The 12,895-nt window shown below is 43.6% G+C and carries 9 protein-coding genes; 5 read left to right on the forward strand and 4 right to left on the reverse strand.

The genetic code is table 11. The annotated features are described in order from the left end of the window. Positions 1-84 precede the first annotated feature (84 nt). Positions 85-411: a hypothetical protein gene (locus tag V7L01_RS09685; protein WP_335034113.1), complete on the forward strand. Its 327-nt coding sequence runs from the start codon at positions 85-87 to the stop codon at positions 409-411. Positions 412-793: 382 nt separating this feature from the next. On the opposite strand, the gene V7L01_RS09690 is transcribed toward V7L01_RS09685, so the two are convergent. Then, a complete protein-coding gene (locus V7L01_RS09690; protein ID WP_335034115.1) occupies positions 794-1,465 on the reverse strand; it encodes a LuxR C-terminal-related transcriptional regulator in 672 nt (223 codons plus the stop codon). Between the two features lie 100 nt (positions 1,466-1,565). Between V7L01_RS09690 and V7L01_RS09695 the strand changes: the two genes are divergently transcribed. From V7L01_RS09695 to V7L01_RS09710, 4 genes are all read left to right on the forward strand, one after another. Beyond that, complete coding sequence (locus tag V7L01_RS09695) at positions 1,566-2,222, forward strand: DUF3386 domain-containing protein (RefSeq protein ID WP_335034117.1); 657 nt, start codon at positions 1,566-1,568, stop codon at positions 2,220-2,222. 198 nt (positions 2,223-2,420) lie between these two features. Then, a complete protein-coding gene (locus tag V7L01_RS09700; RefSeq protein ID WP_335034118.1) occupies positions 2,421-2,738 on the forward strand; it encodes a hypothetical protein in 318 nt (105 codons plus the stop codon). Next, positions 2,735-2,974: a hypothetical protein gene (locus V7L01_RS09705; RefSeq protein ID WP_335034120.1), complete on the forward strand. Its 240-nt coding sequence runs from the start codon at positions 2,735-2,737 to the stop codon at positions 2,972-2,974. Before V7L01_RS09700 ends, V7L01_RS09705 begins: the two co-directional genes overlap by 4 nt. 18 nt (positions 2,975-2,992) lie before the next feature. After that, complete coding sequence (locus V7L01_RS09710) at positions 2,993-3,199, forward strand: hypothetical protein (RefSeq protein ID WP_335034122.1); 207 nt, start codon at positions 2,993-2,995, stop codon at positions 3,197-3,199. Between the two features lie 139 nt (positions 3,200-3,338). On the opposite strand, the gene V7L01_RS09715 is transcribed toward V7L01_RS09710, so the two are convergent. From V7L01_RS09715 to V7L01_RS09725, 3 genes are all read right to left on the reverse strand, one after another. After that, positions 3,339-5,981 (reverse strand): CHAT domain-containing protein, encoded by a 2,643-nt coding sequence (locus tag V7L01_RS09715; RefSeq protein ID WP_442936957.1) that lies wholly within the window; start codon positions 5,979-5,981, stop codon positions 3,339-3,341. Positions 5,982-6,011: 30 nt separating this feature from the next. Beyond that, positions 6,012-9,179, reverse strand: coding sequence for an S-layer family protein (locus tag V7L01_RS09720; protein ID WP_335034124.1), 3,168 nt, complete (start codon positions 9,177-9,179; stop codon positions 6,012-6,014). Positions 9,180-9,303: 124 nt separating this feature from the next. Next, on the reverse strand, positions 9,304-12,693 hold the full coding sequence (locus V7L01_RS09725) for a two-partner secretion domain-containing protein (protein ID WP_335034126.1): 3,390 nt from the start codon (positions 12,691-12,693) through the stop codon (positions 9,304-9,306). Between the last annotated feature and the right edge of the window lie 202 nt (positions 12,694-12,895).

Genomic DNA, 12,895 nt, shown 5'->3' on the forward strand with positions numbered 1-12,895 from the left:
AGCTAAATAACTGTATGATAACTGTTTGAAAACATGAAACAATAAAGAGACAGTTAATAAAAAAGCAGATAGATAATTAGCGATATGAAGCACTCTAAAAGCACGCGAAGACGGGGAGTTGTTCTAACGCTCACTGGCTTGAAGCGTTTACAAGCGGCAATTCTGGCTATGGAAAAGGTTCAAAACAATGGCCATCGCTTGACTCTAGAAGATTTAGCCGATCGGATGAATGTTTCTACTAAAACTCTGAACCGATTATGGTCGTTGAATACAGGCGTGGATCAAAAAACCCTGAAATTGTGCTTTAGCGCCTTTAACTTAGAATTATACAGGGAAGACTATGCAATCGTGAGCGAACCAAATAATACTGAAAGATATCAATATTTGTTAGTAAGTTCAGACACAAAGTAGCTGTAGTTGTCTGCGTCTTTAAGCTAGGCTGATTTGTTACTTAATACTATAAGCAACTCGAAAAACTTTGGTCATACCCAGATGCATCCGTACCCTAGATTCCCCCTTCTATTACGGAGGGTTGTTTCGTTGCTTAAAAGGCTCGGATTTACAAGGCTTATTATCAAAAAGAATTAGGTAAGGGACTTCCAGTTAAAAAAATATCCCGTCGTAGGGGCGCAAGGCCTTGCGCCCCTACAAATCTATAAATAATTTGGGATAATTTATTTTTTGCAAGTCCCTAAGCAAATTTCTGACTCATACTCTTGACAAAATTTCTACCAGATCGAATTAAGCAGCCGTGCCTTCTATTACGTGGTTTCCGGCTGGACTCAATTATCATTTATGAAACTTGGATATCTTGCAGCTTTGCCACCATTTCTGCACGCGCCGAAACCTTCAACTTCCGAAACATCCTCTTCAAAGCTTGTTTGACGGAATTTTGCGTAATCCAAAGTTTTTCCCCAATTTCCGCGTTCGTTAACCCCTGCGCCACTAACTCCGCAATTTCTAACTCACGCGCTGTTAAAGGACTTACTAAAAGAGAATGGGATATTTTTGGTTTTGTCCGTAGAGTTGCCATTTTTGCTGATAAATGAATGCATAAGGCACTCAAATCGGCTAAATCGTTGCCATTAAAAGCAGGATTTCCCTTGTCACGAGCTAAGTTAAGGGTTCCTACAAGACGACCATCGCAAACAATTGGCCCAGTCATCACGTGTTCGTGATCGGAACGCGAGCAAAAATGCTTCCAGTCTTTTGGTGATAATAATAACTGTTCATGGGCGGGAGCATGACGCTCAACCACGTAGCGCCCGACTGGATTGCTTTCTAAGCATACTGCCGGAATGCCCTGAACATCCATTTGAGCCGTTGGCTGCTCATCTAAGAAATAAATGCCCCAATTTTGCACGCCAAAATGCTCACCAATTTTATCCGTGAGAGCTAGTCTTAATTCTTGCTCATTTTGGACATTGGCGATCGCATGAAATACAGCGTGGAGAGAATTAACCATAAGTGTACCCAGTTGGGGACTATCCAAGCCTCAACAATTACTTCTATGCTAATACCAAGGAAACTAAAACGCTAATTACAGTAGCGACTAGGAGAAGCACATGACAGTTACACAACTCTCTGCTCAGGAACTTTTCCGGGCTGCTTATGAAAACCGCTATACTTGGGACAAGAATTTCCCTGGTTATACTGCAAATATTACCTTTAAGCATGATGATAAAGTGTTTACAGGCAAAGTTATCATCACTGCCAATCTGAAAGCCGAAGTTTTGGATGTAGATGATGAGTCAGCCCAGAAAGCAATTCATGGTCAAGCCTGGGAGATAGCAATTCACCGCGTCCGCCGCAGCTTTGAAGACACCCACAGCGCCAATACGTTTACCTATGGTAAAACTGATGAAACTGGTGCGGTTGAGCTTTTAATGGGTGGTAAGGCTGAAGGCGATAAATACAAAGTCCGCAATAATGAAGTATGTCATGTTCACCGTCTAATCCACGGTACTTACGTGACCATTGACACCTTCAGCAGTCATGACACTGGGGAAGGCTACCTGTCCCACCAGTATGACTCTGTGTACCATGACCCTAAAACTGGGGAACAAAAAGGCGGTAGAAGCGAATTTATTGATGAGTATGAAAAAGTTGGTGACTATTTCATTCTAAATCGTCGGGAGATTCGCACCGAAACAGCAGGACAATTTTCTACTCAGGAATTTATCTTTTCTGACATTAAATTGTTGGAACCTGTTGCTGCTTAAGCTGTATTTTGTAATCTAAAAATTAGCGATTGCTCTTGAGTTAAAGGGAGCGATCGCTTTCTTTTTGACGTTTTGAACATGAGGTTTCAAGAAAAGAGCTTGATCCTTGGAATATTGTTAACTAATTTCTCGCGATCGCTTCAGATATAATTAACATATAAAAAGTAAACCCCTACTATTTAGCAGATAGTAAACAAAATGACAGAACTATCTTCCGATAGCAGACCGCATCGAGGAAGAGTATTTCCCGAACGTCAACTATCACCTGAAGAAAAAGCACGACGCAAAGCTGAAGATGAGGTATTTTATCAGCGTTGCCGAGTAGTATTTGACAGAGTTAAACCAGAGTTAATCAAAGAATACTACGACTGGTTCATAGTCATTGAGCCTGATAGTGGAGACTATTTTATAGATGCAAATGAGGATGTTGCTAGAACAAAGGCCCGTGAAAAATTTGGTGATACTTTGCGTCTCATGATGCGAATCAATGAGACTGGAGCCTGCGGCAAAATATGATTTTCGGAGAGTTTAACAATAAAGGCGAGTTAATTTTTGAAATTGGTTTGATAGCTGCTGATGGCGATATTATTCCAGTACAGGCGCTACTAGATACAGGATTTACTGGCACTCTAGCAATTGATAACCAAGATGCTTTGAGCCTGGGGTGGTTACGCCAAAGTCAGAGAGAAGAGATGCAAACGGCGCGGGGAGAAGCACAGTTTAACCTGTATCAGGGAGCTATACTTTTATAGGACTTACGCAAAAACCCTTTGAAACTCTTATTCCTCCGTGTCCTCTGCGTTCTCTGTGGTTCGATTTTCCGTTACCTGTGCGTAAGTCCTATTTTAGATGAAGAAGAGTTCATGATTTCAGCTTTGGGTGGAGATGAACTGCAAGACATTCTTTTGGGTGTGCGTTGGTTACAGACAAAACGACTAGTGGCAGATTTTCCAGCAGGAGTGTTGACGTTGGGGTAAAAGCGATCGCTTTATTGTTAGCTTGAGGATCGTCTCTCTACATTATGCAACCCCCACCGCTCTTAAAGATTTAAAACTCTCTTGCATAGCCGCGCAGCCGCTTATCTTCAGATATCGCTTTGATTTTTTGACGTTTTTCTCAAAGCCAGTTACCAACTAAAACATAAGGTGCCCAGTAGCCAGGACGGCTGTAATTGGGATAATCTTTTAACAACTTTACTTGGGCGCGACGCAAGGCTTCAGCTTTTGTCACCTTAGTTTTAACTAACTCACGATAAAATTCACCAATTAAGATCGCAGTAGATTTATCACTGATCTGCCACAGTGAAGCCAAGGTGCTACGCGCACCAGCTTTCACAGATGTTCCTGCTAGCCCTAGCGTGGCGCGATTGTCACCAACAGCAGTTTGGCAAGCACTCAAAACCAGCAATTCCAAGGCTTCTGAGCGAGTTTGATCGCGACGGCGCAGCAAGCTATCAAATTGCGTAACGTTGATCGGGCCATCAGCAGCAAGTATAAAAGTATTCTCAGCACGAGAGCTAAATTGACCGTGGGTTGCCAGATGTAGCACATTAAATGGCACAGTATTTACCTGGCTCTCTAGGTTTTTGCTGTTGAAGTCTCGATCTAGTAACTGGGTGGTAGACGCGATCGCTTGCGAGATAGAGTTGAATTCTGATTTAATTTCTGGTAAAGGTGGAAATTGTTGTTGAAAGTCTTGTGGTGGTTGTACTAATCCGGCAGCTAGTACGTTGAGTTTTGTTTCTGTCAAAGGTTTGGGTGCGAGTAACTGGAGTCCCAAACTGAGCGCTACAGCATATTTTTCTACCAGATATTGCTGGCCGTCATGCAGTATAGCCATTGGCACGTTTCGCAATATTCCATCCAGTACAAATACAAGGGTTTTGACTCCTTTTTCTTTTAAATCTGGCTCAATTTCTTTGATTAACCACCCATAGACTTCCTGTGAAAGCGCCTGCACTTCCTCAGTTCTATCGGGTTCTAAAAGATACTCTCTGAGTTGTCTGATAATCCCTTCTACTTCCTTCTGTGACTTATTTACTGTATAATTACGTAGTGGTTGCTTAGGAATTTTGACAATCACTTGAAGTTCAGAAGGCAGAATAATTGGATAAATAATTGCGGCTGTGGGATTATCTTTATCTACTACTGTGTCAAGCAAAACAGTTTTGGCATTAATGCAAGCTTCCCGAAAAAAGTTGTCTAATTCCGCCAGTTGCAGTGCTTCAATTCTCTGTCTAGCTTTGTCTAGGATTGGTTCGCTCGGATCAGTTTGCTGGAACTGCAACAGTAATTCTACAGACTCTCGATATACAGGTTCTACACTTTCTTTAAAGGAAAACTGGACATCTTGATTCACAACCACTAAGTCAGTACGGAGAGTCTGCAACTCGCTGACAGCAGTATCATAGGCGGTAATAGCGCCCTTAATCTCTCCCTGCTGTTTTAACAAGCGTCCCAACTGCCAATGCCAACGATAAGCGATATCTGGGGCGTTGATTGTTTGGGCTATAATCAGTGCCTGTTGGGTGAGATTCTGGGCAATTGTCCATTGTTTAGTTTGCTCGTATACACTGCCCAGAGTACCAAGGGCAAAGCTCTCGGCTCGCTTATCTGCCAAATCTTGAGCTTGTTGTAAGGCGATCGCGCAGATATGAGCGATCGCTTGAGGTGTAGTCCCAAATTTCATCAAGCTTTGAGCTAAATGAATCCGGGCATAGATAGTTGTTACAGAAGGAGATAGTTCTGCCAGTTGAGTTTGGATTTGCGGCAATAGTGTCTGCGCGGCTGGCGTTTGTCCCATGTTCCCTAGCAAGCTCAACTGATTAATTTGAGCCTGAACTTTGGTAATCGGGTTAGGAGCGATCGCAGCAGCTTGCTGATAAAACTCTATTGCCCCTTTAAAATCTTGCTGTCCTTGTGCCGTGTTGCCTAAACTGAACAAAGCAGCGCTCACATCCTGGGAAGAATCCAATTCTTGAGCAATTACCAAACTTTGCTGTAATACTCGACGGGATTCATCTAAATCTCCGGCTAATTGTAGAGCATCCCCGAAAGACCGTAATTCTACTGCTTTACTGACTGAATTAGGTTGTGATTGTAACTCCTGCTGCAATTGAGTCAAAATTGTCAAACCCCGACGGTAAAATCCCAAAACCTGCCATGCTTGTGCTTGATTGATGCGATCGCGGGTAATGCCATTGCGATCGCCTAATTGCTTGTAGCTGGCTTCCGCACGTTGCCAGGTATTGAGTGCCTGTTCAGCTTGTCCCAAGTCTAGTTGAATGCTACCTTGAATATCCAGAATTGGAGCCAGAACCTGAAGATTTTCGGCAGTAGAAGATTTTTCGAGCAACTTTAAGCTATCTGTAATTGCCTGTTGCGCTTGTGTTAAATTACCCAGTTTTTGATATGCCAATGCCAAATTACTTAATGCCACAGCTTGCCGCAATTCATTGCCTTGGCTGCCATAACTTTTAACTGCTTGTTGCAAAACTTTAACTGCTTCTGCAAACTGTCCTCTCTCATACAGCACTTTACCTTGTTGCAGCAAGTCTTGTGTCTGTGCAGTCGGATTTTGGATTGACACATTTAGAGAAGTGTGTTGTGTTTTTATAGTTGCAGCAACAGGAAAAGTAATAACGCACAAAAAAGCTGTCACTATAACCAAGAGAATGAAAACAGACAAGTTATGGATTTTAAAGAGACGAATGAACCATCTGTTACATCCATTAGACATTCGTTGCCATTTGGGTTTCATCGCAATTCCTCCCCCGATTGGGGTAACCAATCATTGACTACAGGAAATAGCAGAGGGAATAGAAGAACTTTGCACAGATTGAGCCACAAGAATAACATTACCCTTAGCATCGACAATCCATCCTTGAGCTTCCACGATGCGATCGCTAGATTTGGTCATAGTTGCAGTAGATAATTTATCTGCGATCGCTGTTGCTTGTGGGGGCAAATCTACCCAACCAGCGATCGCTGGTTGTCCCCGCAACGGTTCATTAGGACTTTGGGGTAATCCACCGCGTCCTGTAGCGATAAAGCTACTAGCGGTTTGTCGCCCTCTAGGATTGCAACCTTGAGCGATTTGTTGAGATGCATCCACCAGGTTAGAGGGTAATTGAATTAAGCCGCGACTAGGGTCAATACCCGGCGTGTTTATAGTTACCTGACCGTTTAAAGTAGGACTTGTCTGGGAAATTGCAGTGATGCTACTTGGAAACCGTTGAAGGTCGAGTTGAGTTAGATCGTTAGTTCCCAACAGTCGCACCAAGTCTTCTCGACTCAGCACTGTCATACCAAAAATACCAGTAGCGTTGATTGTGACTTTGCCACCAGAGCCTTTGAACGCATTGGCGGTGATGTTGCTATTTTCTCTAGGCACGGCGACGATGAAGGGGGTGTTAATGGTGATGTTGCCACCATCGCCACCTGCTTGAGCAGTACCCGCATTGGTGGATATTTGACTATTGCGGCGGAGTAAGAGTAGGTCTTGCAGGCTGAGGTTAATATCGCCACCTTGATTACTGGCTGTTTCTGCCGATATTAGCCCTTGATTATCTAAAATCAGATTTTCTGCCTGAATTTGAATATTGCCACTTTTACCACTTCCCTGACTATTTACAGCGATTCTAGCACTGTCTTGAATAGTGACCTTTTTGAGAGCAGTGACGTTTCTGGGTTGAATAAAAATATTTCCCCCGTTACCAATAGAACCAGGAACGGTGTTGGCAAGCAGTCCACTTCCTTCCCCCATTAGAATCAAGCGATCGCCCACCTTCAAAGTTATATTGCCTGCATTATTACCGCTACCAGTAGAAGTGCGGAGATTTCCCTGATTTGTTGCTTCTAAGATATTTGCGGCGATCGTAATGTCACCTGCATCACCTTGTCCAAAAGTACTGGCAGTTAGTTGAGCATCATTAATTGAGAAAAATTCTGCTGTGATAATGATATCACCACCATCACCTAACGCTCCTGTTTCTACCCTACTAATAACAGCACTTCCACTATCTAAAGAGACAGAGTTACGGGCATTAATGATTACCTTTCCTCCATTGCCCTCTGCGAAAGTGCCAGTAGACAGTTGAGATCCATTAGTCAAGATCAGTGACCCAGTTATAATATTCACTTCTCCTGCTCTTCCAACTGCTCTACCTGGCACATTTGGATCTCCTGAATCGCTCCTAACCCCGCTAACAATTTTATTACTCCCTACCCCATCGAAGGATATTTGATCGCGAACTTGAAGCAAGATATTACCTGCATCACCTTGCCCGCGAGTGCTGACAATTAGTTGAGCACCACTACTCAATGACAGCGAGCCAGCTGTGATAGTAATATTCCCACCCTTTCCGACTGCGCCTCGTTCGACTGTAGCGAACGCCGCACTAGAAAATCCAGTGTCTCCCACGCCATTCAAAGACACAGCATCGCGAGCGTTAATAATTATATTACCTGCCGATCCCTGTCCTTCAGTAGCAGCGATCAATTGTGCCCCATCAGTCACTGATAAAGATCCAGTCGTAATAAGAATGTCTCCGCCCCCACCTATTCCTTCAGGTGCTACATTACTGCGTGCCCCACTAGATGCACCAACGAAAGAGACAGTATCAGGAGCATCAACTAATACACTACCAGCGTTTCCTTCCCCAAAAGTGTTGGTAGCTAATGCAGCCCCATTGCTTACTAATAACGACTTAGCCTTGATAGTTACGTTGCCACCATTGCCTACTGCTCCAGGAATCACTTGACTAGCTGCGGCACTTCCTTCTCCACTGAAGACGACAGCATTGCTAGCTTGGATTGTCACATTACCTGCATTTCCTTTACCAAAGGTACTAGCAACCAGTACAGCGCCATCAGCCACTGATAGGGACTCAGACGTAACATTGACGTTACCACCATTACCAATAGCATTGAGATTCACAACATTTTTAATCACACTAGACTGCTTAACAGTTATTACCCCAGTTGCATTAAGTGTAATATTTCCTGCAAGACTTGTATTTGTTCCCAAACCTTGCCCTACTCCAGCAAAAAGGAAGCTTCTTTCTGAAATATCTAAATTTTGGGCGTTGATAGCAATATCGCCACCATTGGCTCCAGTTACATCTAATATGGAAATATCTTTCAGAGAAATATCTGCCCGTGCTAATCCATTTGGAAAAGTTAAATTTAGCAGATTTTCATCCACATTTAGCCCAACTGTCCCTGTCCCTGATAATCCTCCCAACTCCACTCGACCATTAAAGGCATTTAATTGTCCTCCATCCATGCTGATGTTGCCTCCCACTAGCAGCAAACTACGACCATCTGGCACACGTAGACCAAATACATCAAAGCCGGACTGATTTAATCCTGCTGGTGCGACTGAGTTATTTTGAATCGGCGCAGCAGCAATTTGATTAAATAGAAAAGCTGAAGGATTGACTGTCAATAATGCAGGACTATTTGGATTATCAGCACTGAAAAAACCTTGATTGCTAAACTGTATCGCATTGGCAGTACTCGCTACAAAAGAACCACCAATGTTCAGCGAGGCATTTTTACCAAAAATAATCCCCGACGGATTAATCAGAAACAGGTTAGCTATACTATTAGTGCGAATTAACCCATCAATGTTAGAAACTGACTTACCCGTTACCCTGCCAATGATGTTCTGAATGTCAAGAGCATTATTAAAGAAAGCAGTGCTTTTTGTGGGAACGGAAAACTCTCCAAAGCTGTGGAACAGATTGTCACCCGTTCTGGTTCCTCCTTCAATAATTCTGGTATTACCTTCTAGTTTGACGGTGGAATTATTACGTAGAGTGGTATCGGGGGTAATTTGGGCAGAAGCGCAATTTGCCCAAAAAGCGATCGCAATTCCCATCCCCACAGAAACAACAATTGTTGAATCAAGGTAAGTTTGTATAGTGGTGGTGATGGGTATTTTAGTCTGTGTCATCGCTTTGGCGATTCGCTTCAATGCTTTGGCCTAATTTTATTCCGCTAAGAGTAGTGGAAAGTAATAACTTTTCTGAAGAAATACTTAGATAAATAGGGATTCCTCCCCCGATTGGGGTAACAAATCATTGACTACAGGACATGGCAGAGGGAATAGAAGAACTTTGTGCATGTTGGGCGACAAGAATAACATCACCCTTAGCATCAACAATCCATCCTTGAGCCTCTACAATGCGATCGCTAGATTTGGTCATAGTTGCAGTAGATAATTTATCTGCGATCGCTGTTGCTTGTGGGGGCAAATCTACCCAACCAGCGATCGCTGCTTGTCCTCGCAACGGTTCATTAGGACTTTGGGGTAATCCACCGCGTCCAGTAGCGATAAAGCTACTAGCGGTTTGTCGTCCTCTAGGATTGCAGCCTTGAGCGATTTGTTGGGATGCATCCACTAGGTTAGAGGGTAGTTGAATTAAGCCGCGACTGGGGTCAGTATCCGGCGTGTTAATAGTTACTTCACCACTCACTCCTAATTCCGAACTCGCTGTAATATCGCTGTTTTCGGTTGGGCTTCTTTGCGGGATAAGACCGAAAATACCGTTTGTTGTGATGTCAACTCTACCACCAATACCTGTGAAGGCGTTAGCGCTGATATCGCTATTTTCTTTGGGGACGGCGGCAATAAAGGGGGTATTGATGGTGATGTTACCGCCATTGCCACCGAATTCGCGACTGCCGGCAGTAGTGGAAATTTGACTACCATTGCGTAGTAATAATAAGTCTTGCAACTTCAGGATAATATTACCGCCATTCCCGGATCTAGTTGTGGCCGCGATCGCTCCTTGGTTATCCAATCTCATAGAATGAGCTTGGATCTCAAGGTCGCCTGCCGTCCCTGCTCCGGTACTACTGACAGTGACTTCACCTCCATCTCGGACAATCATCTGCCCAGTTTGAAGCTTCAAACTTCCCCCACTACCTGTACCTTCTGGCGTCACCGCAGCGCTGATTTGGCTGTTAAAGTTACCATTTGGTGATTTGCCAACGACTTCCACAGATTTCGACGCATAAATTCGCAATCTACCTGCATTGCCCACTCCAGCAGTTCCAACCGATACTATTGCACCACCTCTCACACTCAAGCGATCGGTTTCAATTGTTAAATCGCCACCATTGCCTCTGGGTGGAATAACTGTTTCATCTGCGTCTACTTCAATACCTGCATTGATACCTGTAGCAAACAGGTTATCAGCAGGTGTATCAAATACCTCTACTTCAGAAGCACGAATTGTGAGATTACCAGCGTCTCCTTGGCCAAAAGTAGCGACTTGCACTTTGCCTCCATGACTGACACTCAAGCGTTTTGTCTCAATGGTCATGTTGCCACCGCGACCCTCACCTGTAATGTTTACCTGAGTGAATAAGCCAGCAGGATTTTCAATATTAGATGTAAAGGATTTGATTTTTCCACTGATTTCCACTGACTCGGCAGCGTGAATAGTCAAATTTCCTGCAAACCCTTTACCGAAAACAGTACTTCCCACTTGACTATTAATGACATTCATGGTGCCAGTTTCAATGGTTATATTGCCAGCATTCCCTTGTCCAAAAGTACTGGCAGATAGCTGTCCTTCTCGGACAATCAACTGATTGGTATTGATTGCCAAATCTCCGGCTGTTCCTGTACTCCATGCTTGAGTCAACAAGCTGCTGGGAAAAGCATATAGACTATTACTATTAGTAGCAGTCCCAATCAGTTGCACTGATTTGGAGGCATTTACCGTCACAGTTCCTCCAGCCCCACTACCATTAGTTTGAGATGAAATCACTCCTCCATCTTGGATTAACAACTGATTGGTATTAATCGCGATCTTTCCTGCGGGGCCAGTGCCATAGGCGTCTGAACTTACATTACTAGGAAACCACCCATCAGGAAACTCTGGAAGAATAGCAGTACCGACTAGCTGCACTGATTCGGAAGCATTTACTGTTATACTCCCTCCAACCCCTCTACCTTCGTTATCGGTTGTGATTCCGGCTCCATTTTGGATGAGTAACTGTTTAGTATTAATCGTGATGTTTCCGGCGTCTCCCACTCCATTAGATGCAGCAAATATACCAGTAGAACCTAAATAAGGATTATCTGGAATGCCGATTATTTGCACTGATTCTGAAGCATTCACAGTCAAATTTCCTGCCACACCTTCACCGGAAGTAGAAGCTGAGACTTGCCCCCCATCTTCAACAAGCAACTTAGAAGTATTAATCGTTAGTTTTCCTCCTTCTCCTGTCGCGTTGAAACTACTCTGAGTAAACAAGTCGCTGCCAAACTGACCGCTAACTGTGAGACCTGCTATTTGTACAGACTCTGAGGCATTTACTGTTAAATCTCCCGCTGCTCCTGCATTGCTTGTACCAGCTGAAATCTTTCCTCCTGCTAAGATTTGTAACTGCCTGGTGTTAATTGTCAGGTCTCCTGCATCTCCTGTCCCAGAAGTTTCAGCAAATAAACCACTGCGAATTTCAGTAGGTGATTCTCCAATGACTTGCACTGATTCGGAAGCATTTACACTCAATCCTTTTCCAGTTAATCCTCCTAAAGTGCTGGCTTCAATCTGGGAACCTCCGCTGACTGTAACTCGTTTACCCCATACCTGAATAGCGCCGCCTCCTTCGCCACTGGTACTGACCAAAGCTTGATTGCTGAGTGATATATCGGCTTTAGCTACACCATCAGGAACAATCAAACTCAAATTATTACCATCAACATTCAGTCCTACTATCCCTTCACCTGCAACTCCTGCCAATTCCACTCGCCCACCCGGAGCATTCAATCCACCTTCGTCGATCGCAATATCTCCACCCACTAATAGCAAACTCCGACCATCCGGCACTCCTAGACCAAAGATATTATCTCCTGCTGATGCAATTGAACTATTATCGATTCTTCCAGCCTGAAGTTGATTGAAGAACAATGCCGAAGGATTAACTGTTAGTAATAAAGAAGGAGTCTGAGGATTAGTTGCACTAAATTCCAACCCATTGCCAAACACAAAAGAATTCGCCGTAGTCCCTACAAACGAACCCGCCACATCCAGGCGTGCATTGTTTCCAAATAAAATCCCATTGGGATTGAGAAAAAACAAATTTGCACCACCATCCACACCCAAAGTGCCGAGAATATTCGAGACGTTACTTCCCGTCACCCTTGTGAGAATATTGGAGATTCCGGTGGGATTAGCAAAATAAACACGCTGCAACTCTCCGACATTGAATTCCTGGAAACTATGGAACAGGTTTGTACCGCGAGTTGCTCCGCCATCAATCCGGTCAGCAGCGCCACCTTTAATATTGACATTAGGAGTGATTCTTGAAGAGTTATTACCCAATGTTCCATCAGGGGTAATCTGGGCTAAGGCGTGATTTTCAGAACAAAATATCACATGAGCAAGCACTCCAATAATACTAAAAACTCCTAATAAATCTGAGTGCCAATTCCTATCTTTACAGGTTGTCATATCAGAACCAGCCTCGCTTGCTCATTTCCTACCTGTGAATATGCAATTTTATTACACCACGACTTCGAGCCACATCTTCAACGGTTTTCAGCTAGCCGTCCTGACACATTTTTCTACAATTAATTTCAGCAGATATTTTAACTAGATGAAAGTAAAGTTTTAAAAACTTAAAATTAGATAATGCATCTGATTGTTTTGATTA

Origin of the sequence: Nostoc sp. (assembly GCF_036917095.1) — a bacterium.
In the GTDB taxonomy this organism is placed as follows: Bacteria; Cyanobacteriota; Cyanobacteriia; order Cyanobacteriales; family Nostocaceae; genus Nostoc.